This is a genomic window from Allobosea sp. P1_A7 (genome assembly GCF_056406775.1).
Map to the genome: position 1 here is coordinate 17,727 of NZ_JBFTZN010000083.1, position 24,406 is coordinate 42,132.

Consider the following 24,406-nt stretch of genomic DNA (forward strand, 5'->3'; position numbering starts at 1 on the left):
TCGCCAGTTTCAGGCCGGACTCCAGCGAATACCCGTTGCCCGGGAAGCGGCTGCCATCGCGCTCGCCTGATGCCACGCGCACGCCTATAAGGCACGAAAACAACGACTGGAAGAAACGTCATGGAGCTTCAGGCCGCAGCGTCGCAAGCGCCTGCCATCCGGCCCTCCAGCGGCCTCGGCCGCGCTGTCGGCCTCGTCGACCGCAGCGTCGGCGGGCTGGTCGAACTGGTCGTGGCCGTGCTCGTCGTCATCGAGATCGGCCTGCTCGGCGCCGGCGTCACGGCGCGCTACGTCTTCCATGCACCGCTGGTCTGGTCGGACGAACTGGCCTCGATCCTGTTCCTCTGGCTCTCCATGCTGGGCGCGGTGGTTGCGCTCCGGCGCGGCGAGCATATGCGCATGACCGGCCTGGTCAGCCGTGTCGGCCCGCAGACGCGGGCCTGCCTCGAGGCGCTGGCGATCACCGCCGGCATTGCCTTCCTGCTGCTGCTCCTGCCGCATGCGCTCGAGTATGCCGAGGAGGAGGCGTTCATCGTCACTCCGGCGCTCGAAATCACCAATGCCTGGCGCGCAGCCGCAATCCCGGCCGGTATCGGCCTGATGCTGGTCGTCGCCTTCTGCCGGATGCTGCGCCTGCCTTCGTTCAAGCCGGCCCTGATCGCGATTGCCCTGACGGCCGCCCTCCTGCTGCTGTTCTGGCTTGCCGGCCCCGTCCTGAAGCCGCTCGGCAAACTCAACCTGGTGATCTTCTTCGTCGGCGTCGTCGCGCTGAACGTCTTCTCCGGCGTGCCGATCGCCTTCTCCTTTGCGCTGGCGACCTTCGGCTATCTCGCGCTGACGACTTCGACCCCCCTGATCGTCATGGTCGGACGGCTCGATGAGGGCATGAGCCACATCATGCTGCTCGCCGTGCCGCTCTTCATCTTCCTTGGCGCGCTGATCGAGATGACCGGCATGGCGCGTGCCATGATCGAGTTCCTGGCCGGGCTGCTCGGCCATGTCCGCGGCGGCCTGTCCTATGTGCTGATCGGCGCGATGTATCTGGTCTCCGGCATCTCGGGCTCGAAGATCGCCGATATGGCCGCGATCGCGCCGGTGCTCTTCCCCGAAATGAAGGCGCGCGGCGCGGCGCCGGGCGATCTCGTCGCCCTGCTCTCGGCGACCGGCGCGCAGACCGAGACGATCCCGCCCTCGATCGTGCTGATCACCATCGGCTCGGTCACCGGCGTCTCGATTGCGGCCCTGTTCACCGGCGGCCTGCTGCCGGCAATGGTGCTCGGCGTCGCACTCTGCTGCGTCGTCAGATGGCGCTATCGCCACGAGGATCTCGGCCATGTCGTGCGCCAGTCGCGCCGGCAGATCGGCAAGCTCGCGCTGATCGCGCTGCCCGCCATCGCCCTGCCCTTCGTCATCCGCGCCGCGGTTGTCGAGGGCGTCGCCACGGCGACCGAAGTCTCGACCATCGGCATCGCCTATTCCGTGCTCGCCGGCCTGCTGCTCTACCGCCAGTTCGATTGGCGGCGCCTGCCGAAGATGCTGGTCGATACCGCCTCGCTGACCGGCGCGATCATCTTCATCATCGGCTGCGCCACCGCCATGGCCTGGGGCCTGACGCAATCGGGTTTCTCGCAGGATCTCGCCCGCATGATGTCTGCGATTCCCGGCGGCACCTGGGGCTTCCTGGCGATCTCCATCCTCGCCTTCGTCATCCTCGGCAGCGTGCTCGAAGGCATCCCCGCTGTCGTGCTGTTTGGCCCCCTGCTTTTCCCGATCGCCAAGCAGGTCGGGGTGCACGAGGTCCATTACGCGATGGTGGTGGTGCTCGCGATGGGCATCGGCCTTTTCGCCCCGCCCTTCGGCGTCGGCTATTACGGCGCCTGCGCGATCAGCAAGGTCAACCCGGACGAGGGCCYGAAATATATCGGAGCCTATATGCTCGCCCTGCTCATCGGCCTCGTGATCGTCGCCGCTGTGCCGTGGATCTCGACGGGCTTCCTGTAGCGCTGATCCTGCAGGCCATCGGGGACGGAAGCGCGGCTCAGGACGCGCTGCTGCGTCTTGCCTGCCGGGGCACCGGAGCAGTGCTGGCGGCGACGGCCGACGCATCATTGGCCTCCTTGGCCAGCGTCGCCGCCTCGAAGATCGCCGCCTCCTCGCGCAGCCAGGCGACGAGCGCCTCGAAGCCCGGCCTGTGCTCGGTGTTGGGGCTGAAGGTGAGCCAGCAGCCGGTTGCGCTCTCGAAGCCGAGACCGAGCGGGTTGATCAGGGCGCCCGAAGCCAGTTCCTCCGCCACATAGCAGCGTGGCGCCAGCGCGACGCCGAGCCCCGCCATCGCCGCGCGGATGATCACCGAATAGTAGCCGTAGCGCACGGTATGCGCGGGAACCGCGCCCCGCAGGCCATGCGTCTCGGTGAATTCGGCCCAGAAGGTCGGCATCTGGAAATGCTGAAGCCGATGTCGATATCGGGCTCCTCCGTCTCCTCCTCGCTGACGAAATTGGTGAACTGCACGTCAATCTCGGGATGGGCCTGGGCGAAGACCGGAAAGCGCTCCATCAGCCAGCGTTCCCCGGCGATGGCGATCATGTGGAGGCGGATCGGCCGCCCCTGGGCGGCGCGTTCGCTCAGGCGCCGCGCGCCGCGTTCCATCTGCTCGATCGCAGCCTCGGCATAGGGGTTATAGATGGAGCCCGCTTCCGTCAGCTTCAGCCCCTGCGGCGTGCGCTCGAACAGCGTCGTCCCCAGATGCTCCTCGAGCGCCTGGATCTGCTTGGAGACGGCGCTCTGCGTCAGATTGACCGTGACGGCCGCCTTCGCGGTCGAGCCAAGCCGCGCAACCGCGAGGAAAACCCTGAGTCCGGTCGTCGATGGCGGGAGGCGATTGCCGGCCACAATAGCTATTCCTTTTTGGACTACCCTTCGGAGATCGTTTCGTTTGCTGGCTGACGGGTCAAGGGGCAGTCTTTGCAAAAGACCAAAGGGGAGAGCGATGAACCAGACGACACGCCTGTGGGGTGGCCGCTTCCGCAAGCAGCCGGATCCGCGGCTGATGCGGCTTTCGAGCGCCGCCAGCGCCCATGCCCGTCTCGCCCCCCAGGATATCGCCGGCGGCAAGGCCCATGCAGCGGAATTGCTGCGCGCCGGACTGCTCACGGCCGCCGAAATGGAGGCGATCATTGCTGCCCTCGAAGCCATCTCGCAGGAGGTCCAGGCCGGGACCCTGAGCCCGAGCGCCGATGACGAGGATGTCCACACTTTCGTCGAGCGCGTCCTGATCGCCCGGATCGGCGACGCCGGGGCCAAGCTCCGCGCCGGCCGCTCGCGCAACGACCAGGCGGCCAACAACCTGAAACTCTATCTGCGCGAGCAGGTTCGCCTGATCGGCGCCATGCTGGTGGAACTGCTGGACGCCATCGCGGCCCAGTCGGACACCCACGCCGCCTCGGTCTGCCCGGGCTTCACGCATCTGCAGAGCGCCCAGCCCGTGACATTCGGCCATTGGCTGATGGCGCATGGCCAGGTTCTCGCCCGCGACGCCTCGCGCCTCCAGGATTGGGAGCGCCGTTCCGGCCAGTCGCCGCTCGGCGCGGCGGCGCTTGCCGGCTCGGCGATCGCGTTGACGCCCGAACTCAGCGCCAAGGCACTGGGCTATGACGCGCCCTGCGAAAACTCGGTCGATGCCGTCGGTGCGCGCGACCATGTCGCGGAATTCCTGTTCGTCGCCGCCATGCTCGCGACCAATCTCTCGCGACTGGCCGAAGAGGTCACGCTCTGGACCTCGCGCCAGTTCGGCTGGGTCACGCTCGACGACGCCTTCGCCACGGGCTCGTCGATCATGCCGCAGAAGAAGAACCCGGATATCGCCGAGATTTCGCGCGGCCGGGCGGCGCGGCTGACCGGCGACCTCGTCACCATGCTCGGCGCGCTCAAGGGCCTGCCGCTCGCCTATAATCGCGACCTCGCGGAGGACAAGCGCGCCGCGTTCGATGCCGTCGACGTGCTGGGCGAAGTGCTGCCGGCCTTCGCCGGACTGATCGCCAGCATGGAAGCGCATCCGCAGGTGATGCGGGCGCAGGCCGGCACCGGCTTCGCGCTGGCGACGGAGGTCGCCGACTATCTCGCGCGCAAGGGCGTGCCCTTTGCCGAAGCTCACGAGATCACCGGGACGTTGGTCCGCTACTGCGAGGAAATGGGGCGCGAGCTCGAACAACTCGAGCCGATCGAGCTCCGCGCCATTGATCCGCGCCTCGGTGAGGATGTAAGGGCCTGTCTCACCCTTGATGCCGCGGTGGCCGCCCGCAGCGGTTTTGGCGGCACCGCGCCAGCGCGCGTCGCCGAGCAGATTAGCCGGTTCCGCATCTGGCTCGCGGATTTTGACGTTTGGACCCGCGGAGCGCAGCGATGACCAGCGCAGTCGGAATTGGAATAGGGCGAGACCTTGCCGGGATCGCCGGGCTGAAGCTCGTGCCGCGCCGCTATTACGGGCGCTGGGTCGCTGCCGCGCTCATCATTCTGGTGTTGGCCTGGGTGATGAAGGCTTTCGCCGAAGGCCAGATCGACTGGAAGGTCGTCGGGCAGTTCTTCACCGCGCCCGCAATCCTGAGCGGGCTCGTCAACACCATCATCATGACGGTCTGCGCCATGGCGCTCGGCATCGCGCTCGGCGTCATCTTCGCCATCATGTACATGTCGCCGAACCCGGTGCTGCGCGGCGTCGCGCTGTTCTACATCTGGTTCTTCCGCGGCACGCCGCTGCTGCTGCAGCTCCTGCTCTGGTTCAACCTCGCGCTGGTCTTCCCGACGATCGGCATCCCCGGCCTGGTCGAGTGGCGCACCATCGACATCATTGGCCCCTTCATGGCGACGCTGCTCGGGCTCGGCATGAACCAGGGCGCCTACACCGCCGAAGTGGTGCGTGGCGGCATTCTCTCCGTCGATGTCGGGCAAACCGAGGCCGCCAAGTCGATCGGCATGACACGACTGACGACGCTGAGGCGGATCGTGCTGCCGCAGGCGATGCGCGTCATCATCCCGCCGGTCGGCAACGAGGTGATCAGCATGGTCAAACTGACCTCGATCGCCAGCGTGATCCAGTTCTCCGAGATCCTGCGCAATGCGCAGACGATCTACTATGCCAATGCCCGCGTCATCGAGCTCCTGATCGTCGCCGCCGGCTGGTACCTGATCGTCGTCACGCTGCTGCAKATCGGCCAGTTCTTCCTGGAGCGCTACTTCTCCAAGGGGCGCGGCGACCGCCGTGCCAAGCCGCAGATCGTCGAGGAGGCCGGAGCATGAACGCCTCCCCTGCAAATGCGATCGTCGCCGCCGCCAACGTCACCAAGCGCTTCGGCGACCTGCGCGCGCTGAACAATGTCTCGCTGACCATTGCGCCTGGCACGGTGCAATGCATCATCGGGCCGTCGGGCTCCGGCAAGAGCACCCTGCTGCGCTGCATCAACCAGCTCGAGAAAATCGACCAGGGCGCGATCTGGGTCGATGGCCAGTTGATCGGCTTTCGCATCAAGGGCGATGAGCTGCATGAACTGAGCGACGCCGAGATCGCGCGCCAGCGCCTCTCGACCGGCATGGTCTTCCAGCGCTTCAACCTGTTCAACCACATGACGGTGCTCGAGAACATCATCGAGGGCCCGGTCACGGTGCTGAGGCGCCCACGCCAGGAAGCGATCGCCGAAGCCGAGAAGCTGCTCGCCCGCGTCGGCCTCTCCGAAAAGCGCAACGCCTACCCGATCGAGCTCTCCKGCGGCCAGCAGCAGCGCATCGCGATCGCCCGGGCGCTGGCGATGAAGCCGAAGCTGATGCTGTTCGACGAGCCGACCTCGGCGCTCGACCCCGAGCTCGTCGGCGAAGTGCTCGCCGTGATGCGCGATCTCGCGGCCAGCGGCATGACGATGATCGTCGTCACGCATGAGCTCGGCTTCGCCCGCGAGGTCGCAACCGATGTCGTCTTCATGGACAAGGGCGAGATCGTCGAGCGCGGCCCGCCCAATGCCGTTCTGGTGGCGCCGCAACAGGCCCGCACGCGCGACTTCATCGCCGCCGTTCTGAAATAATCGGTCAAAAAGGAGAACCCGATGCTTCGTTTCACCCTGGCAGCGACGCTGCTCGCCGCCACCGCGCTGTCCGCCCAGGCCCAGGCCCTGCCGGAGCGCATCAAGACCGCCGGCAAGATCATCATCGCGACCCAGCCGAACTATGCGCCGATCGTCTACAAGGACCCGGCCACCAACACGATGACCGGCTTCGACTACGAGCTCGGCGAGGCCATCGCCAAGGAACTTGGCGTCAAGGCCGAGTGGCAGGAGACCGCCTTCGCCCAGATGCTGCCGTCGCTGCATACCGGCCGCGTCGACATGGTCATGGCCGGCATGAGCGACCTGCCGGCCCGTCGCGAGACTGCCGACTTCATCGACTACATGGTCTCGGGCGCCCAGTTCTACACCGTCACCGCGCTTGCCGGCTCGATCAAGACGCCTGAGGACCTCTGTGGCAAGAGCGTCGGCGCCAGCCGCTCGACTAACTGGCCCCGCCAGATCGGCGAGTGGAGCGAGGCCAATTGCGTCGCCAAGGGCAAGCCCGCGATCAACGTCGTCGGCACCGAGGGTTCGGTCGATGCGCGCACGCAGCTCAAGACGCAGCGCCTGCAGGGCGGTGTCCAGGGCAGCGAGACCATGAGCCACAACCAGAAGCTCGAGCCCAACACTTATGTCCCGCTCGGCACGCCCTTCACCCGTTCGCTGACCGGCATCCCCTTCCCGAAGACCGCCGAAGGCACGCAGCTGCGCGATGCGGTCAAGGGTGCGCTCGATCGTCTCCAAGCGAACGGCACCTATGACGCGCTGATCGCCAAATACGGCCTGCCCAGCAATGTGCTGAAGCCGATCGTGATGAACCAGGGCGAGTAAGCCCCATCAGCCCATGTCCGAGGCCTGCATGGTCAGGTCGGACAACAGTCCACGATCGCCCCGCGWACCCAGTTCGCGGGGCGATCTGCTTTGATGGCAGCATGCCGCGTTCAGGACTGTATCCGGCGCCGTGCGCGCAGGATCCGGATCGGCGTCTCCAGATATTCGACCGGCTCGGCCCGCGCGAAAATCCGCTGAATCGCGTCGCGCCCTGCGATCACCTTGCCGAAGGCCGCAAAGCCCGCCCTGTCCGGGTTGCGGCCGCCGCCTTCATCCAGTTCCGGCTGGTCGCCGACGCAGATGAAGAAGCCATGGCCGCCGGTGCCTGGCGCGAGCCGCGCCAGCGAGAGCGTGCCGTCGAGATGCCGCAGCCCGGTCACCGACGTCGGCTCATGCGGCACGGGCGGAAAGGGTGGCTCGCGCTCGTCGGCGGGCGCCGGCCAGCCCCATTGGATGACCTCGATCTTGTGTACCGTCGCTGGCGGCTGGTTGGCCAGCGTCACGATCCGATAGACCGAGGCATTGTCGAGGAGCCCGCCATCGACATAGGCGAGGAAATTCCGGGTGGTCAGGGGCGCGCGCGCCACGTCGATGGCGAGAAGGAACGCCCCCTCCGGCGTCTCGACCTCGACCTGTACGGGCGCGTCATCGAACATCTGACCTGCCATGGCTCTCTGCCCTGCTGAAATCCCGTCGAGCTGCGTGGGCGCGGCCAGACGACTCAATCCGGGCGCCAGTATCGCGCAGAGGCCTGTCCGCCGGAACCATTGGTMCCGCCGGGTTGGGCGGGCGCTTCATCCGACGTTTCTAGGGTGGCCACGAGGCGAGCTCGTCAGACCAAGGTCCGTTCCAAACCGCTGGCGAGGAGGGATATAATGGAGGACCACGGAAGGGAGCGCTCGACGTGATACGGCGCCTGTTCCTCAAGCATCGAACAGCCTCCGCCGGGCCTGGTCCCGGTGCATCGAGGCGTTTCCCCGGCCCGTGCGCCAGGTTGATCGTCGTGGCGGCGTCCCCGCCATAGACGTCCTCGGACCTGGCTTCGACTGCGGGGAATGGCATGACCAAGATGACAGACAGCATGCGTGCCACCATGCTCGCCAGCGCAGCGAAGCTGCGGCCTGGCTGGCGACCGGAAACGCAATCGGCAAGCATGCCGGCGGCGGTTCAGCTTGCGGGACGCGAGGATCAGCGGGAACCGCATCGCCTCAAGCCCCCGACATCGCAAGGCCTGCCGCACCAGTCATCGCGTGGCATGGTCGCGGCAACCCGCCATCAGCACAAGGGACGGAGCCAGGCCGGCTTCACCCTCGTCGAAGTGCTCGTCGTCCTTAGCATCATCGGCCTGGTCGTCGGCCTGATCGGCCCGMGTGTCGTGGGCTATCTCACCGATGCCAAGGTCTCGACCGCGCGTATCCAGGCGACGACGCTCTCGAACGCGGTGGAATTGTTCTTCATCGACAACGGCCGCTACCCGCTGGAACAGGAGGGTCTCCAGGCTCTGGTCGCCGCACCGTCGAATCTGCGAACCTGGAACGGCCCCTATCTCAAGGGCTCGACTGTTCCGCGCGACCCGTGGGGCAGGCCCTATGGCTATGCCGTGCAGAATGATGGGCGCGGTTTCGCGATCACCATTGCCGGCAATGACCGGCCGGGCGGAGGCGAGGACAGCCTGGCGCAAAGGCAGCTTTCCGCGACACGCGGGAACGTGACCCGATGACCGGCTCCCGTCGGCTGAGCTCAGGGATCGCCTCCCTCGCGGAGTTCTGGGCCAAGGAGCTACGGGCCTCTCTTCCCGATACGCTCCRCAGATGGGCCGCGCCCGACCGCTTCCTGCGGCTCGTCATCGTCCCTGCCGAGGAGCATGTCACCATCACGCTCTTTGCGCCGGATGGCCGGGAGCTGATTGCCGAGCGCGCGAACTGGGCGCAGTACAGCCGCAGCGTGCTCAACCGCTGCAAGGAGCAGGCGGCCTCCTTCGCACCCAGCAGCCGAATCCGGCTCGTGCTCTCGGCTCCTCAGGCCATCGCCCAGTCGCTCGTCATCCCGCGGCGCGCCCAGACGCGGGCCGAAGGCATCGTTCGGGAGCACATCGCGCGGAAAACACCGCTCAAGCCCGAGGACATCTTTGTCGGCTATGATCTGAGGGGAGCAGCCGCCGGGAAGCTCGAACTGCGCTATCTTCTGCTTCCCCGCGCGGTGCTCGATCAGATGCTGGCGCGCCTTGCCGCCGCTCCCTCCGAGATCGCGACGCTGGAGGGGCCCGCCTTCGAAGGCCTGCCCCCGGTATCCGTCCCATTTGCGCAGAAGCCACACACACCCTCCCCCTGGTTCAAGCGGATCGCCATCGCGCTCGTGCTGCTCACGGTGCTCGGCGCAGTAACCGGGTATCTCGTCCTCGCCTGGCGGCAGGCCCAGCTCCTGAAGAGCATGGAAGCGGAGATTGCCGAGATCTCGGGACCCGCCCAGCAGTCGACGGAAAGCCTCAGATCCGTCTTTGGGCTCGCCGACGACGTCTCGCGGCTGACAGCGCAGCGGAGCATACCTGGCATCGTCCAGGTCTGGGACGAGATGTCCCGCATCCTTCCCGATTCAACCTTCCTGACGGAACTCGAGATCACCGGCGCCAATCTGCGCGCGACCGGCTATTCCGATGCGGCTCCGGCCCTGATCAAACTGCTGGAGGAATCGCCGATCCTGCACAATGCGGCCCTTTCCGGGCCACTGGTCTTCGACCGGGCCACAGGCAAGGAGAACTTCTCGCTCCGCGCCACCCTGCGCAAGGCCCGTCTCCCAACCGAGGAGGGCAAATGAAATGTGGCGACAGATCAAGAGCTGGACCCGTTTCTCCGCCTTCATCGCCGCGAACGGATTGATCCTGGCGGGGATCTACCTGTTCGTGATCGACCCCGCGCTCCAGATCCTGAGGGTCCAGGAAACCCAGATCACCCAGAACGCCGTCATGATCGAGCATCTTGGCTCGGCTGTCGCGCGCAGGCAGTCGCTATCCGCGCTGCGCCCGGAGGATGTCGACGGGGCCAGGCGGCGCTTTCTCCAGGGTGACACCGAGAGCCTTTCGACGGCCGACCTGCTGACCCGGCTCCGCGAGGTCGCCGATCAGCACGCCGTGAGCTTCAATTCGGTGACGACCTTGCCGCCGCGCAACTGGTCCGGACATCGCATGATCGGAGCGAGGGTCGAGTTCACCGCAGCGACGCCGCGCGTGGCCGAGGTTCTGTCGAGCCTCGAAGACGGTCCCTCGTTTCTCTTCATCCGGAACGCGAAACTGACAGCACCGAGCGAGGCGGAGGCCAGCGACAACAAACTGGGCGTCACGATCGAGATCTATGGGGTGACGCGATGGTCAAAGGGCTGAGCATCGGCGGGGCTGGCCTCGCCAAGGCTGCAGGCTTCGCAGGACTCGCCGCAATGGCGGCCGTCGCCGTGAATTTCGGCTGGCGAAGCCTGGCGGACCCTATCGAGCCTCCGCCCGCTTCGGCGGTGACGAAGGCCGCATCAATCACGAGCGACGCCCTCGCTCCGCCGGCGGAAACGCCGCGCTATCAGCCCGACATGGTGAATGCGAGGCCGCTGTTCTCCTCCAGCAGGCGGCCACCGGCAAGCTTCGTCGCCAGGGCTCCCATGCCCGAGCCGGTCGCGAGCCCGGTCTTTGAGCCACCACCGAGCTATCTGATCGGTGGCGTCGTCGTCTCCTCGGGCTTGAGCAAGGCGCTGCTGCGCCGACAGCTGCGCGAAGCCGGGCGATGGTTCGCCCTGGGCGAAGCGACCGATGAGGGCTGGGTCGTCGCATCGATCAATCCGGAGATGGTGACGCTGGCCCGTGGAGCACGGCAGGTGACGCTGCCGCTCCATGCCCGCGCGCAGGGCCAGCCGGCCACGATGACGCGTTGAGCGCTCAGATGGACCGACCTTGCCGAAAACCGCAATCCACTTTTCGGGCCGATGCTTTAGCCGCCGTGCAACCGCCATAACCAGGCATCGATGGTCTCGGCCACCGATGCCCCGGTCAGGATTGCGAAGCCGGTGACAGACACGACACCCACCCCCAGGAACGGGCCGAAGGGCATTGGCTGCCGGGCGTCGAAGCTGGAATCGACGAGGCGGCGCGCCAGCAGGTAGAGCAAGGCCGAGAGCGAAGCCAGGACGAGCGCGATGGCGAGGCCTTCCATGCCGGTCCAGGTCCCTGCGGCGGCTGCGAACTTGACGTCGCCGAGCCCGAGGCCGTCATAGCCGCGATAGGCCCGAAAGGCCCGTTGCACGAGCCAGAGACCACCTCCCCCGAGCGCAGCCCCGGCGAACGCCGAGGCTGGACCGGTGACGCCGAGAAGGAAAGATGCCGCGATCCCGGATATGAAGATCGCCAGGTTGACCGGATCGGGAATGATCATCTGCCGGAGATCGACCGCGGCCGCGTAGCAGATCAGCCCGACGAGAACCGCGAGTGCCGCGAGGTGAGCGAGATCCGGCATGCGCAGGCCCTTACGGACGATGTTTCAGCATGGCGGCAACCGCCCGCCAGCGTCGGTATCCGAACGCGCCGCCCCTTCACGCCATTCGCGGATACGATAGCCCGTGGGCAGGTCCTGCGAGATTTCGACGATGGCGTCGCGCGCAAAGCGCACGCCGGAGCCGGTCAGCGCTTCGCTCCCGATCAGGAAAGCCCTGCCTGCCGTTTCGGAGATGTAGAGGGCCGGCAGATCCCGTCGCGCCACCTCCCGCGACAAGGCGGCGCCCCCCGGCGCCAGGGCCACGAGCAATTGCAGCGGTGCGACGGTGGGGTCGAAGCCGGTGCTGCCGGAATTGACCGTCATCAAGGGAAGCAGCGCCCGGAACAGATCGCGGCTCATACCGGGGATCTGATTGAGCTCGAACACGGACTTCMACGCCCGCACCGAGGACGAACTCCCTGATGCCGCGCTGCCAGTGTCTTGCGAGAGCTCGCGCAACCCCCTGATGTTCCGCACGATCATGGCTGCCGCCTCGCCGTTGGCATTCACGCCGCGGATGAGCGCATCGACCAGTTCCATGTTTGCGGTGTTGAAATCGACCTTGCCGCCCTCGTCCGCGACGGAAATCGCCAATGTCCAGCCGTCGCCCAAGCTGCAGCCCACAGGCGTCCCGTCAGAACCGAAGCGGCCGCTGCGAGCCTTGCCCTGCGAGGTGCCGGAGAGAAGATCGAGAATCGCGATCTTGATGCCGATATTCGCCATGGCCTCGGCGCGGGCATGCTGCGACAGGCTCGCGGCCTCGATGGCGCGATAGCGCGCCGCCACGATGTAGGTCATGAACAGCAGGCCAAGGATCCCGGTCGCCCAGATCACGACGAGCAGCGCAAAACCGCTGTCGCTGCGGCTTTCCACGCAGTCCGCTGGCCTCGGGCTTCCCGCAGGCCGGCTATGGAGATAGCAGCCCGGCCGTGCTCTCATCATCTGCCGCCCGAATCCAAGGCAAGGACCCAGGGACTGTGGCGCTGCCCTCGGGAAATGTCATTCCCAAAGCGAGAATGGTGGTTGCCGGCCATCGGCAGGCAACCACCGGCACGCAGGATGCAGGTCAGTGACGATGCCCCGCAGGGGGGGCCTTCTTGTTCGACGCAGAGACATAGGACATGGCGTCGACATAGGCGATCAGATCCGCCGCATCATTCTTCGACAGTCCCAGCGTCGGCATGCGGATCTTGTAGGCTCCCGCCAGCTCGAGCGCGATCGGGTCCTTCTTCGCCCGCATCTGGTCAGGCTCCATCAGGTAGCTCACGATCCAGTCGCGATCCCGCCGCGCAGTGAGCGCTTGGAGATCGGGGCCGACGCGCTTGCCGCTGCCGATGGTATGGCATGCGGCGCAGGCCTTGATGAACAGGGCTTGGCCAGGCAATCCCGTCGAGGTCGCCGCAATGGGACGCTCGCCGCGCGCGGCAACACCATCTGTTGCGACGGTCTCGGCTTTCCCCATCTGGTTGCGCCAATCTGGATCCATAGACTTGATCGTCATGGCGAGCGTGTTGAGGTCGCTGAAGGCCGAATCCTTGGCCCACTCGCCGGTCACGTCGTTGCCCAGCATGATATCGCTGCGATGTTCGAACACCTTGCGGCTCCGCTCGCCAAGCTTGTGCCGGAGCACGGTGATGTCCGCGGCATTGCCGGTGAGGAAGACCCATCCTGGTCCGGTCTGGAACACCTCCGCATAATTCTTGAGCTTGTCGGGGGTGTCGACTTCCGGCTCGATGCTGATCGAGACGAAGAAGATGCGGCTGCCCACGAGATCGCCGAGCTTGTCCTTCACCTGCGCCAGGCGCGCCGTCATCACAGGGCAGATGTCTCGACAGGTCGTGTAGATGAAGCTGACGACGACGATCTTGTCCTTGATCACGTCATCGTAGAATCGCAGAGTCTTGCCGTCCTGCGTGATGACGGGGACGTTGGGCAGGTACCCTGGCCCCCAGGGCGAGCCACCAGGGGCCGCGATGCTGCCGCCGACACTTCCAAACAGTGCGAGTATGGCGCTGATCGCAAAAAGTCGTCTGAGCATGAACGGCCCCTTTAGTAACGAATGCGGTCTCGACTTCGGCCCACCTTCTCGGGGCGCAGACGCCCGCTCAGGTCTTGGAAGCGACTTTCACCACCCTGGGATCGCCCTCAGGCAGAATTTCGGGCTGCTTCCAGACGACGCCATTGGGTGTCGGGATCGGCGTCATCGTCGGCACATATTGCGGCTGCCCCTTGTAGTTGGGGTCGCCTGGCGGCGGGGTGAGCAGCTGGTAGCGCAGCAGCATCGCGAAATCCTCGTGAACCGTGTTGTGGCAATGGTTCACATAGGCGCCGCCGAACTCACCGAAGCGCACCTGGAATTTCACCCTCCCCGAAGGACGCAGACGCCAGACATCCTTGCGTACCAACCGCTCCGTATCTGGAATGGAGAGGTTTCCACGATCCATGGTGACCCCCTCCTCGAAGTGGAGGTGGATGGGATGGTCCCCCCCCCCGCCACCATTGACGAGCGTCCAGTGCTCAACCTSGCCCGGCTTAGGGATCAGGACCGAGATACGATTGGCGTTGAGCGAGTGCGCCGACTGGCCGTTGACCTTGATACTCCAGGGGAAGGCCTTGGTGTCTCCGCAATCGGGTGTGCACTGCCCGTCCGCCCCGAGTGAATCGCCATCCCCCGACCTGCCAAACTCGATCACCCGCTCGCGAACGGGCGCGACGATCGGAATCTGGGTGGTCAGGGTCTTGACCCCAGTTCTCCACTCGGGATCGGCAAAGTTGGCGCTGCGATCCTTGTCGATCGGATTATTGGCATTGTAGACCTTGCCGGGATTGTCGACGCTCTGGACCTGGCTGACGACCCTGAATTCGAGGATTGGACCAACGCAGGGGTCGTCATCCCTGCCTTTGAAGGCCTTGTCCATGGAGACGGCGCCCTTGGGCTTGCGCCCGTCGGTCTGCTCCAGCAGATTCACCAGAAAGACGCTGTCGCCCGGCGCAAAGGCCGAGAAATCGACAACGATGTCGTAGCGCTCCGCAACGCCCTGCTCGTCCAGTTCGGTGAGCAGAATCGGGTTGACCACCAGGTTGCCGTCATTGGCGATGAAGTAGAACGGCACCTTCGTGCCTTGCGAGAACCGCGCGCTTTTGTTCACGCCCAGAGCGAGCTTGATGAAGCGCGACATGGACGCATTCAAGAAGCGGAAGCGGTAGCGCCGCGGCAGCACCTCGAAATGCGGATAATAGGTGCCGTTGACGCAGAGCATGTCGCCAAGGAAGCCGTCGGTGTCGAAGATGTCGAACCGACACTGGCCATCGGTGTCGAAGGCCGGGTTCGAAATGACCATGTTAACGTCGAAGTCGAGATTGCCCCATTTCAGCTGCGTGCCGCTCGGCAATCGAAGATTGATGCCGTCGTCGAGATCCTCCCGCCCGCGGTCGGGCCCGCTGTAGAAATTGCAGACCGCGAACATGCCCTTGTGGACGTTCTCGGCGGTGAAGAAGAAGCGGTGATCGTGGAACCAGAGGCTGCCCTGGATTTCCCGGAAATCTCCGGGAACGGGGACGAGACCATCGCCGTCGTCGGGGCCGGAGCATTTGCGAACATAGTCGCGGTCGCCCGTCGGCCAGAGGCTCGGCATGTCGCGCCGGGCCATGGTTATTCCCCAGTGATAGTCATAGAAAGTGCCGGGGAAGTGGAAGGCGTTGCAGGCGCCATCGCTCTCGGCGCCATTATGCGCGTTGTGGAAATGGATCGAGACCTCGTTCCGGCCAAAGCCGCCATTCGCCGCCCGGTCGACCGGGAGATCATTGTACATCCGGGTGAGGACCGGTTCGCCATAGCGCGCCTTGATCAGGATCGGCATGCCGAGACCGTTGCGTGTGCCGGCCATATTGCCTGCCTGTCCTGGCTGCCGAGGGCCAAAGCTCCACATCGCGTTCGGGTTCTGGTCGGGCATGCCATCGCAGAACCTGTTGCCCACTCGAGCCTGCCCTAGCGACAGCAGATAGCCCTGCTTCGGATAGAGTTCCTCCCAGCGCTGATGGGCGAAGAACTCGCCTGGCGGACGCCCTTCCATGGGCCCGACTCCGGTCACCGGATTGCGGTAGGCAGCGCCACGGGAATTGCTGAAATCGGTGTGATACGAGAAATTCTTGGCAGGCGGCTCCTGGCCTCCTGAGGCGAACTGCCAGGCGGCATCGCCATTGGGCATACGCAGAAGCGGCACAGGCTTCTGGACTTCGGGCCGCCGCATGGCGTCGTGATACCTGACCGCGCCAAAGGTGGGGCTGCGTGGCGCCCCGGTCGGGACCTGGGCATAGGCGCTCTTGGCGAAGGGACTGAGCCCGTTTTTCGCTACCAGCAACCCGCCGGCGGTGAAAAAGCCCCAGCGCAGCAGGTCGCGTTTGGTGATTTCGCCCAGCGAGAGGGCTTTGACGATCTCGAGCCGGTTCTCGAGGGCTCGCTGAGCTTCTCTCAACCGGATGCCAGTGGTTTCGCGTGGAAGATACACGACCGCCTCCCCCGAGCTGAAAACGTGCAAAATATCGCAGGAATTCTAGTTTTCAGGAGGAAGCAACTGAAGGGGCGAAGGTCGGTCCGCGCATGGAACCAAAGTCCGTGACCTTGGTCGTAGTCCCCTCTTCTCTCGCGTAAATGCTATCACAGCGAGACGGTTCTACAGAACCGTCAGATTGCAAAACCGCTCACGACGCAGAATTAAATCAAAAAAATAAAAATAAGACCTACAACACATATGAATATCGCAACAAGTTCTTTCGATAATAATACAAATACAATTATATCACTCTGTAATAATAGGAAAATTTAGCTCAAAATCTTCAAACCTACGCTCGACGATAACCCTGACACGTAGGCTGACAAGACGCGGCAGCCGCTCGGAATTTCTCCATTCATCATGCCAACGCCCGGGGGAACCCTCTTCCCGCGAGCCGAAATAGCTGAATGTTGCCGAAGCCACGCCGCGTGCAAGGACCTCTCCCGTGTTCTGGGCCGACAACGCGCCGGCACCAATCGACATGAGCGATGAGCCGAAAACCAGGGCGCCGGCGCCCTGGGCACCTGTGTTCTCACTCGCAATCGTGATCGCAAGTATTCCCCCTGGCTGTGCGTCTCCGTTGCTCAAGGTGACGAAAGACACCCTGTCGGCGAGACCTTCGAACATCACCAGCGGCCGCTCCGTCGCACGCGGCTGAATGAGGGGCAGCGCACCGGCCAGCCAGCCGGAGATTGCGGCAGCCCCGATGGCGATCTCGGCGCCGCGGTCGCGCAGCCGCCCAGCCTCGGCGACCCTGCTCGCAAAACCCAGCATCAGGGCAAAGAGCCCGAGCGTCAGGGAGAGCAGGATCAGCCCGACCAGCACCTCGAGAAGGATGAAGCCACCGGTCCGGGCTCCGGAAGGTGTGCTTCTCATCATGGCCCTGACCTTGGCGCGATTTCGAGGGACGACAAGGTCACCGAGCGAGTGCCATTGCTGGCGGGGTCGGAGACTGTAACATCGACCCACAGGCTCTCGACCTGCCGGTTCTCGCCCAGCCTGACCGAGCCGTAGCTGCGCACGACGGCGCGCCATTCATAACCATTGTCGAACCTCGCAGCCGTCGCTCCCGGCCTCAAGGGGAAGTCCTGTCCGGCCGACGCCAATTTGCTCTTGGCGAGCAGCGTCGCGAAAGTGAGGAAGCTCGCCTGACGGTCGCCACGCATCGCGACGGCAAACGCCGTCAGGAGGGCGGCCAGGACGACCACCAGGATCGCGAAGGCGACCAGGAACTCGAGCAGCGTATAGCCGGCCTCGCCGCCGCCGCTCAGGCCCCTGCGCCTGGCGCTATTGATCGAGCGTGACATGGCCGGTGGCCCAACTGACCCGCACGCGCGCGGCGACCTGGCTCAGCTGCAAATGGATGTCGCCGCCGGTCGAACGCCCGCTCGGCAGAAAGCGGATACCGCCGACACTGGAGGAGCGGCGCTCCGCCTCGGCCAGCGCCATGTCGATGCTGGTATGGGGCGCCATCTGCGTTTCCCCGATCACGGGTGAGGCGTAGATACGCCGGTCCGCATCGATCAGGAAGAGCATGTCCCGGCTCTGCGCCATGGCGGCAGCGCGCGTGACCCGGAGTGCAGCCGCCAGGCGGGTCGCGTCAGCCGTCACCTGTGCCTGCGACGGCGTACGCCTGAGCAGAGGCGCCGCCATGGTCACCGCAAGGCTCAGGATGGCGATGCAGATCAGCACCTCGATGAGCGTGAAGCCCGCATTGGCAGGGATGGCGCGCCGTGTCCTGGTCATCGCAATGCCAGTTCATTGATCGAGAGCACGGCTCCCATCACCGAAAAGATGATGACCGCGATCATGCCTGCAACGAAAATCGTGATGACCGGGGTCAGCGCCGCGAGCGCGCGGGAGGTCCGGACCTGTTCCTGGCGCTCGAGGATCACGGCCGCGCGCAGCAGCATGTCCTGCAAACGGCCGCTTTCTTCGCCGACCGTGATCATCTGCTGAGCTACAGAGGGCAGCGCCTCGGCTGCCGAGACCGCCTCGCCGATGCTGACGCCTGCCCGAACATCCGTGACGGCCCGGTCAAGCCGCTCGCGCGTATGCTGGTTCCTGACGAGGGGACAGGAGGCCTGAAGCGCCTGCAGCGGCGGGACACCGGCCTTGACCAGGGTCGCAAGCGTGCGCATGAAGCGCCCCGCCTCGCGGAGTTCCGCAATGCGCCCGATGACGGGGAGAGACAGGTAGAGTCTGTCCAGCTTGATCCGAAGCGCAGTACTCCGCCGGGCCGCGAGGATGCCCAACCCACCGATGACCAGTATCGCGGCGGCAAGGCCCAGGATCCACGCCCCGTTCTGCCGAACCGCTTCCATGGCCGCCAGGACCGTGGGTAGCGGCATGCCGTTCTCCAGGAAGAGCGGCGTCACCGCCGGGACCAGCAATCCCAGAACGATCGAGATCGACACCGCGGCAAGGCAGACCAGGAGGGCCGGATAGGCCATGGCGGAGCGAATCCGGCTCCTGATCTCGACCCGCYGGTCAAGCAGTTCGGCCAGTTCCTGCATGGCGCCGCCGAGATCGGCGCCGACATCGCCCGCCTGAACGATGCGGATATATTCGGGCCGGAAGCGGCCCGGCATTCCCTCCATGATCTCCGCAAGCATCGAGCCCTGCTGAACCCCTTCCATCAACTGAAGCGCGAGGGCCCGCATCCGCGGCTCTTCCGTGGTCGTCGAGGCGATGCGCAAGACGGTGTCGAGCGGCAAGCCGGCCTGCAGGAGCACAGCAAGATCGCGAGCCAGGCGCGCGAGTTGCGCGTCGTTGACCCGCCGCGAGCCGCGCTCCAGGCTGATCTCGCGAAACAGGAAATCCCCTCCCCCCGAGGCCCGAACCTCGTAGGGGGTGACACCGCGAGCGCGAATGATGTCTCGCGCCTCGTCGGTCGACGCGGCTTCGACATCATCCTCGATGAGGTTTCCCGCCCCATCGAATGCCTCGAAGTGGAACCTCATGGCTGCTCCACCGTCAGCGCGGTCGTCACGCGCAGCACTTCCTCGACCGTCGTCAGACCCCGCCAGGCCTTGGCGACGCCGTCCTCATACATCGATCCGCCGCCAGCCCTGCGCGCCATGCGTTCGATCTCGATCGCGGGCAGGCGCTGCAGGATCGCCCGCTGCACGCTATCGTCGACGACCAGCAGCTCCGCGATCGACAGCTGGCCGCGGAACCCGCTGAAGCCGCATTTCTCGCAGCCATGGGGCCGCAGCAGTTTCGCGGGGCCGAGTTGGCGAAGTGCCGGAACCGTTTCAGTCAGCTGCTCCGAGATCTCGTGCGCGACCTCGTGCGGCTCTGCGCAGGAGGTGCACAAGCGCCGCACCAGCCGCTGGGCCATGATCCCGCGCAAGGTCGAGCCGAGCAGGAAATGCTCGATCCCCATGTCGATCAGGCGCGTCACCGTCTCGGCGGCGCTGTTGGTGTGCAAGGTCGAGAAGACGAGATGGCCGGTCAGCGACGCCTGCACCGCGATCCGGGCGGTCTCCGTGTCACGGATCTCGCCGATCATGATCATGTTGGGGTGATGCCGCAGGATAGCCCGCAGGCAGGCCGGGAAATCGAGGTTGATGGTCTGCTGGACCTGCACCTGGCTGATGCCCGCGAGCTGATATTCGATCGGGTCCTCGACGGTGAAGATCTTCACCGTCGGGCGATTGACGTGTTTCAGCATGGTGTAGAGCGTCGTCGTCTTGCCGCTGCCGGTCGGCCCCGTGAGGAGGATGATCCCGTTCGGCTGCTCCATGACCTTGTGCAGCACCGCGATCTGTGCCGGCTCGAAGCCGAGGCTCGAAAAGTCGAGTTTGACCCGGCTGCGGTCGAGCACGCGCATCGTGACCGTCTCACCGTCGATGGTGGGGATGGTGGCGACGCGGAAATCGATATCATTGCCGCGGATCGCGAGCTTGATGCGCCCGTCCTGCGGCAGGCGGCGCTCGGCAATGTCGAGCCTCGCCAGGATCTTGATGCGCGAGATGACGGCGGCCCGCAGCCGCGCGGGCACCTCTTCGGTGACGCGCAGCATCCCGTCGATCCGGTACCGGACGGAGAGCCCGTTCCCGATCGGTTCGACATAGATATCCGAGGCGCGGGCATCGACCGCAGCGGAAATGATCTGGTTGACAAGGCGGATCACCGGCGCCTCGCTGGCGCTGTCTCGCAACCGCTGCAGGTCGTGTTCGCTGGGATCCTCGCCCGCGTGAACAGGTGTCGCCAGCGCTTCGGCAGCGCTCATCTCGCCATAGAGTACCGCTGCGAGACGCTCGAACTCGGCAAGCGTGATGACTTCGTGGCGGATCGGGTGGTCGACGACGAAGCGCACCGAATCCAGCGGCATCTGGTCTAGCGGGTCGACGACGGCGAGCGTCAGCGTACCCGCCTCCAGCCGGATCGGCAGAATCCGGTTCTGGATCACGAAGGAGGGCGGCAGTTTCTCGGTGAGAAGCGGCTGCAGGCTCTCGTCACCAGGCGCGTAGAGCGGGAGTCCGAGATAGCGTGCGAGGCTGAGCGCGAGATCCGCTTCGGACATGATGCCAAGCTTGGCAAGGACGAGATCGAAGCGATCTCCGGCAGTCGCCGCGGCGCGTTGGGCGCGGCCTATCGATGTCGCGTCGAGAAGCCCCTGCGACAGCAGGAAGGCTCCGAATTTATCCGAGAACGATCGGCTATGCGGATCGTTCTCTGCCAGCGCGGTTCGAGCGTGCTCGGTCATGCTCCCTCCATGGGAAGCCCAGTGCCGGAGATCGCCCAGATGATCTCCGTGTCATCGTAGCACGCGCTTGGCGTTCTGGATCACGACCCGACCGGGATTGCGAACCGGGGCAAAGGCCTCGACCTTGCGCCGGTACTCGTCGGTGACCGCCTTCGCCTCGTTCAGGTCCCGCACGACGCGCGGCGTCAGCATGATCACGAGTTCAGTCTTCTCGACCAGATCCTGCTTGTCCTTGAACGCATTGCCAAACAGCGGGATATCGCCAAGGACCGGAACCTGCGTCGCCACCCGCGATGTCCTGTCCTGGATCAGGCCGCCCAGGGTGATGCCCTCGCCGTCGTTGACGACAACGGTAGTGCGCACCCGCCGGCGCCCGAATGTGGGCGAGTCGATGCCGGAGGTGGTGGTTCGCTGCACGGTCGAGACCTCCTGCTCGATATCGAGCAGGACGCGACCGGACTCGTTGATCCGCGGGGTGATGTTGAGGATCACGCCGGTGTCCTTGTAGGAAACCGAGTTCACGACCGGGGCTCCGGGCGTCAGCACGCTCACCGCCGACTGGGTCGTGATCGGCACCTGATCGCCGATCTGCAAGGTTGCGGTCTTCTTGTCGACGACCATCAGGCTCGGCGAAGCGAGCACATTGACCCGCCCGACCTGGGCGAGCGCATTGATCGTAACATTGGCCTGGGCGGCCCTGAAAACGTAGGAAAAGCCCGGGAACGCGGCGCTGATGGCCCCGTCGATCGCATTGGTGAAGGTGCCCGTCTGATTGCCCCGCTGGTTCTGCAGGAACCAGCGGACACCGAATTTCAGGTCGTCGTTCAGCGTCACCTCGGCGATCGTCGCCTCGATCAGGACCTGATTGGGAACGATGTCGAGATTGGCGATGACCCGGGCCACCCGCTTGTAGTCTTCCTGAGAGGCGAGGATCAGGAGCGCATTCTGCGCGGGATCGGCCACGACCTTGATCCGCGGCTCGCCGCCCGGTCCATTCGCTCCGAATCCCGTCGCGGCCGTTTCGGCGGCAGCACCATTCTCCTGCCCTCCCGTGGCCAGGGTCGAACCGCCAATGGGCAGGCCCGAGAACATATCGAAGCTGCGGCGGGGCGCACCGCCCCCAAAGGCGCCCGAGAAGCGGTCACCGCCCGCGCCGCCACCTGAGAAACCCGTAGCCTGGGCCAGCTGGCCCGGCACAGCCGCGGCATCCGGCTCGGAGCTGCGCACCCTCTGCCCGCCGCGCCTGCCAGCATCGCCGCCGCCGGTCACCTCGTTGGCGAAGATCGAGTTCAGGACCTCCACGAGTTCCTTGGCCTGCCGGTTGCGGAGCACGTAGCTGTGGATTTCGCGCTGCGGCCCGGCCGCCTGATCGTCGAGGCGGCGAACCCATTGCTGGGCCTCGCGCAGATATTGCGGCTGCCTCGCCATGATCAGGATGGATTTGAGCTTCGCATTCGGCACGAGCTGGACCATGCCGCTCATCGCGCCTTCGGCGTTCGATGCGAAGATGCGGTTGACCCCATCGACAATGGCATCGGGTTCGCCGCCTCGCACGGGGACGAGCGCGAACGACATACCCTTCATGGCGTTGACGTCGAAGACCGAAATAGCCTCCTCGATGGAGCTCATTTCCTGGGCCGTGCCCGAGATCAGCAGCGCATTGCGGGATGTATCGACCCGCACCACCCCGCCGAACGACACGATCGGCTCGAGGATGCGCTTCATTTCAGTCGCCGCGATGTACCTCATCGGCACGACCTTGACCGAATTTCCGATCTGCTGGCCGCCATCCGAGCCGCCGAGCCTCGCCCCCATCGCGGCCTGGTCAGCCGTGACCACMCGATAGATGTTGCCGTTCTGGACAATCGCGGCGCCCACAGTCCGCAGGGATGCCTCGAACAGTTCCGCGATGCCCGCGCTGTCGACCGGCCTGGTCGTCTGAATCGTGATCCGCCCCTCGATCTTCGGATCGACGGTGAAGCTCGTCTTGAAGATGTCACCCAATACGGCCTTCGCACCTTCGGTGACCGAGGCATCGACGAGATTGAGCGTATAGGTCTGGCCGCCGGATTCTCGCGGAAGAGCGCTCGGCATCCGAGACCGGTCGGGATTGCCAGTGAACTCGCCGCCCGAAAAAACCGTGCCGGCTTGCGCCGGCCCGGCGCCTGGCGAACGATTCGTTCGATTCCAATTAAATTCGATCGGGCGTGATCTTATTCCTTGGATAATAAGCGTCTGCGCAACAGTGCCCCCGAGCCGTATTCATGGGCTCTTCGGCCGATTTCCCTGCAGGCAACCCACACCAAGCACGCGAAGACAAATATGAGACAGTAACCGGGAATCCGCAGTAGAAGAGATGACCGGACGAAACCTCGGCTCGCCGACGCATTGGCAACTCCGACGGCCGGACTGGACTGCAGCCGCGACGGCAGGCTTGCATCGTCTTCTGCAGGCTGAAACGTCGCTTCGTGGGGCCGCTGCCACATGGTACTCTGCAGGCTGGTCATGCAGATGGGCGCGTGCAGGGCCAGATTGCGGAGCAAACTCCTTGAGAGACCGCCCTTCGCCGCCAATCCTCCCAACAACAAGACGGCGTGAAATTCAGCTCCACGCTTCGATCATTCGAACGATCATGCGCAGAGACGCCCATTCATTCGCCCCCAAAATCCAGACAAAATTCTCAACACTCAAATATTCATAGACACAAAAATTGATTTCTCCGCAGCCTCAGGGGAACATCAATGGCCGAATACAGAATATCCATCATCGACAACCACCCTCTTCTCCTGGAGGGCATGGCTGCGCTCGTCCGGCGCAAACCCGGCCTGGCATTGAGCGCGATGGGCTCCACTGTCGGGCACATCCGCTCCATCGCCGCCGATCACCGCCCCGATGCGATGATCCTCGACTTCAATATGCCCGGAGACGCCTTCCGCGCGCTTCTGGAAGTTCTCTCGGGCTGGCCAGCAATGAAGGTCCTGGTCTTCACCGCCTCGACCGATACCAATCTCGCCATCGCGCTTCTTGATGCGGGTGTCAGCGGCTTCGTGCTGAAATCAAGCTCGACGGATGAACTCTGTACGGCGATCGATGCAATACGCCGCGACGAGGTGTTCATTTCCCCCTCATTCGCAGCCCGGATCATCGGCGCCCTGAAACACAAGCCCGTCAACACGCGACCGGCGCCCATGCCGAACTTCAGTGCCCGGGAACATCAGATCGTCAGGCTGCTTTCCAGCGGCAAGCGAAACAGGGAGATCGCAAGCGCCCTGTCGCTGAGCGAAAGGACCGTGAAGGGCTACATGACGCTGCTGATGCAAAAGCTCCACGCCCGCAATCGCCTGGAGGCCGTCATTGCCGTGCAAGGTCTCAGCCAGGCAGCTGCACTGCGTGGCGATATCGAGAATGACACCCTGTCAGGGCCGTTCGGTTAGAAGCAGGCTTGGCAAGGCGCCTTGCCCTGATGGGATCGTGGCCACGGGCCACGCCTGTCTGAAGCATTGCCACGCCCCTCCCCTCGTGTCGGCTCCGTTTCACCTCTCCTTGAAGATCCTGTTGGCGTGGTCGGCGAAGGGTTTCGTCAGGAACGAGAGCGCGGTGCGTTCCTCGGTGGTGATGAAGACCTCGACCGGCATTCCGGGCTGGAGCTTGCGGTCGCCGAGGGCGGCGACGAGATCGCCGTCGATCTGGATCTCGCCGGTGTAGAAA

Annotated in this window: 24 protein-coding genes; 10 read left to right on the forward strand and 14 right to left on the reverse strand. The window is 64.9% G+C overall.

The window, feature by feature from the left end:
• Nucleotides 1-120 precede the first annotated feature (120 nt).
• Nucleotides 121-2,001 carry a TRAP transporter large permease gene (locus tag AC1D34_RS16290; protein ID WP_476824735.1) on the forward strand — a complete coding sequence of 627 codons (1,881 nt, stop codon included), beginning with the start codon at nucleotides 121-123 and terminating at the stop codon, nucleotides 1,999-2,001.
• A 37-nt stretch (nucleotides 2,002-2,038) separates the two neighbouring features.
• On the opposite strand, the gene AC1D34_RS16295 is transcribed toward AC1D34_RS16290, so the two are convergent.
• Together AC1D34_RS16295 and AC1D34_RS16300 are read right to left on the reverse strand one after the other, a co-directional pair.
• Nucleotides 2,039-2,437, reverse strand: a complete 399-nt coding sequence (locus AC1D34_RS16295; protein ID WP_476824736.1) for a LysR substrate-binding domain-containing protein — start codon at nucleotides 2,435-2,437, stop codon at nucleotides 2,039-2,041.
• Nucleotides 2,347-2,892 (reverse strand): LysR family transcriptional regulator, encoded by a 546-nt coding sequence (locus tag AC1D34_RS16300; protein ID WP_476824737.1) that lies wholly within the window; start codon nucleotides 2,890-2,892, stop codon nucleotides 2,347-2,349. The genes AC1D34_RS16295 and AC1D34_RS16300 overlap by 91 nt, the downstream gene beginning before the upstream one ends.
• 97 nt (nucleotides 2,893-2,989) lie before the next feature.
• On the opposite strand from AC1D34_RS16300, the gene argH reads away from it, so the two are divergent.
• Genes argH through AC1D34_RS16320 form a run of 4 tightly spaced genes read left to right on the forward strand, consistent with a single transcriptional unit; the run spans nucleotide 2,990 to nucleotide 6,923 of the window.
• Nucleotides 2,990-4,405, forward strand: coding sequence for an argininosuccinate lyase (gene argH / locus AC1D34_RS16305; protein WP_441488808.1), 1,416 nt, complete (start codon nucleotides 2,990-2,992; stop codon nucleotides 4,403-4,405).
• Nucleotides 4,402-5,295, forward strand: coding sequence for an amino acid ABC transporter permease (locus AC1D34_RS16310; protein ID WP_476824738.1), 894 nt, complete (start codon nucleotides 4,402-4,404; stop codon nucleotides 5,293-5,295). Before argH ends, AC1D34_RS16310 begins: the two co-directional genes overlap by 4 nt.
• On the forward strand, nucleotides 5,292-6,071 hold the full coding sequence (locus AC1D34_RS16315) for an amino acid ABC transporter ATP-binding protein (RefSeq protein ID WP_476824739.1): 780 nt from the start codon (nucleotides 5,292-5,294) through the stop codon (nucleotides 6,069-6,071). The genes AC1D34_RS16310 and AC1D34_RS16315 overlap by 4 nt, the downstream gene beginning before the upstream one ends.
• A 21-nt stretch (nucleotides 6,072-6,092) precedes the next feature.
• Nucleotides 6,093-6,923, forward strand: a complete 831-nt coding sequence (locus AC1D34_RS16320) for an ABC transporter substrate-binding protein (protein WP_069877090.1) — start codon at nucleotides 6,093-6,095, stop codon at nucleotides 6,921-6,923.
• A gap of 110 nt (nucleotides 6,924-7,033) precedes the next feature.
• Here the strand turns inward: AC1D34_RS16320 and AC1D34_RS16325 are convergent, their stop codons facing one another.
• Nucleotides 7,034-7,591, reverse strand: coding sequence for a peptidylprolyl isomerase (locus AC1D34_RS16325; protein ID WP_441488811.1), 558 nt, complete (start codon nucleotides 7,589-7,591; stop codon nucleotides 7,034-7,036).
• Nucleotides 7,592-7,983: 392 nt separating this feature from the next.
• Between AC1D34_RS16325 and gspG the strand changes: the two genes are divergently transcribed.
• The 4 genes from gspG to AC1D34_RS16345 are packed head-to-tail and all read left to right on the forward strand — an operon-like array spanning nucleotide 7,984 to nucleotide 10,835.
• On the forward strand, nucleotides 7,984-8,643 hold the full coding sequence (gene gspG, locus AC1D34_RS16330) for a type II secretion system major pseudopilin GspG (protein WP_476824740.1): 660 nt from the start codon (nucleotides 7,984-7,986) through the stop codon (nucleotides 8,641-8,643).
• Nucleotides 8,640-9,737, forward strand: a complete 1,098-nt coding sequence (locus tag AC1D34_RS16335; RefSeq protein ID WP_476824741.1) for a PilN domain-containing protein — start codon at nucleotides 8,640-8,642, stop codon at nucleotides 9,735-9,737. Before gspG ends, AC1D34_RS16335 begins: the two co-directional genes overlap by 4 nt.
• A gap of 1 nt (nucleotide 9,738) precedes the next feature.
• Nucleotides 9,739-10,299: a type II secretion system protein GspM gene (gspM, locus tag AC1D34_RS16340; RefSeq protein WP_441504839.1), complete on the forward strand. Its 561-nt coding sequence runs from the start codon at nucleotides 9,739-9,741 to the stop codon at nucleotides 10,297-10,299.
• The gene (locus AC1D34_RS16345) at nucleotides 10,284-10,835 is read left to right on the forward strand and encodes a hypothetical protein (RefSeq protein ID WP_441504840.1); all 552 of its coding nucleotides are present in this window, start codon (nucleotides 10,284-10,286) and stop codon (nucleotides 10,833-10,835) included. Before gspM ends, AC1D34_RS16345 begins: the two co-directional genes overlap by 16 nt.
• Before the next feature lie 56 nt (nucleotides 10,836-10,891).
• On the opposite strand, the gene AC1D34_RS16350 is transcribed toward AC1D34_RS16345, so the two are convergent.
• The 10 genes from AC1D34_RS16350 to gspD all read right to left on the reverse strand — a co-directional run bounded on the left by AC1D34_RS16350 (nucleotide 10,892) and on the right by gspD (nucleotide 22,792).
• Nucleotides 10,892-11,413: a prepilin peptidase gene (locus AC1D34_RS16350; protein ID WP_441488816.1), complete on the reverse strand. Its 522-nt coding sequence runs from the start codon at nucleotides 11,411-11,413 to the stop codon at nucleotides 10,892-10,894.
• Nucleotides 11,414-11,437: 24 nt separating this feature from the next.
• On the reverse strand, nucleotides 11,438-12,304 hold the full coding sequence (locus AC1D34_RS16355) for a hypothetical protein (protein ID WP_476824742.1): 867 nt from the start codon (nucleotides 12,302-12,304) through the stop codon (nucleotides 11,438-11,440).
• A gap of 193 nt (nucleotides 12,305-12,497) precedes the next feature.
• A complete protein-coding gene (locus AC1D34_RS16360) occupies nucleotides 12,498-13,469 on the reverse strand; it encodes an SCO family protein (protein WP_441488818.1) in 972 nt (323 codons plus the stop codon).
• 67 nt (nucleotides 13,470-13,536) lie between these two features.
• On the reverse strand, nucleotides 13,537-15,939 hold the full coding sequence (locus AC1D34_RS16365) for a multicopper oxidase domain-containing protein (protein ID WP_476824743.1): 2,403 nt from the start codon (nucleotides 15,937-15,939) through the stop codon (nucleotides 13,537-13,539).
• 291 nt (nucleotides 15,940-16,230) lie between these two features.
• Complete coding sequence (locus AC1D34_RS16370) at nucleotides 16,231-16,809, reverse strand: hypothetical protein (RefSeq protein ID WP_476824744.1); 579 nt, start codon at nucleotides 16,807-16,809, stop codon at nucleotides 16,231-16,233.
• 50 nt (nucleotides 16,810-16,859) lie between these two features.
• The gene (locus tag AC1D34_RS16375) at nucleotides 16,860-17,291 is read right to left on the reverse strand and encodes a type IV pilus modification PilV family protein (RefSeq protein ID WP_441504843.1); all 432 of its coding nucleotides are present in this window, start codon (nucleotides 17,289-17,291) and stop codon (nucleotides 16,860-16,862) included.
• The gene (locus AC1D34_RS16380) at nucleotides 17,272-17,730 is read right to left on the reverse strand and encodes a pilus assembly FimT family protein (RefSeq protein ID WP_441488822.1); all 459 of its coding nucleotides are present in this window, start codon (nucleotides 17,728-17,730) and stop codon (nucleotides 17,272-17,274) included. Before AC1D34_RS16380 ends, AC1D34_RS16375 begins: the two co-directional genes overlap by 20 nt.
• Nucleotides 17,727-18,947, reverse strand: a complete 1,221-nt coding sequence (locus AC1D34_RS16385) for a type II secretion system F family protein (RefSeq protein WP_476824745.1) — start codon at nucleotides 18,945-18,947, stop codon at nucleotides 17,727-17,729. The genes AC1D34_RS16380 and AC1D34_RS16385 overlap by 4 nt, the downstream gene beginning before the upstream one ends.
• Entirely contained in the window at nucleotides 18,944-20,698 is a 1,755-nt protein-coding gene (locus tag AC1D34_RS16390) for a GspE/PulE family protein (protein ID WP_476824746.1), read from the reverse strand. The genes AC1D34_RS16385 and AC1D34_RS16390 overlap by 4 nt, the downstream gene beginning before the upstream one ends.
• Before the next feature lie 51 nt (nucleotides 20,699-20,749).
• The gene (gene gspD, locus AC1D34_RS16395; RefSeq protein ID WP_476824747.1) at nucleotides 20,750-22,792 is read right to left on the reverse strand and encodes a type II secretion system secretin GspD; all 2,043 of its coding nucleotides are present in this window, start codon (nucleotides 22,790-22,792) and stop codon (nucleotides 20,750-20,752) included.
• A gap of 647 nt (nucleotides 22,793-23,439) precedes the next feature.
• Between gspD and AC1D34_RS16400 the strand changes: the two genes are divergently transcribed.
• Nucleotides 23,440-24,132 (forward strand): LuxR C-terminal-related transcriptional regulator, encoded by a 693-nt coding sequence (locus AC1D34_RS16400; protein ID WP_441488826.1) that lies wholly within the window; start codon nucleotides 23,440-23,442, stop codon nucleotides 24,130-24,132.
• Between the two features lie 99 nt (nucleotides 24,133-24,231).
• Here AC1D34_RS16400 and AC1D34_RS16405 read toward each other — a convergent pair.
• Nucleotides 24,232-24,406: beta-barrel domain-containing protein (locus tag AC1D34_RS16405; protein WP_476824748.1), on the reverse strand; the 175-nt coding region annotated here is incomplete at its 5' end.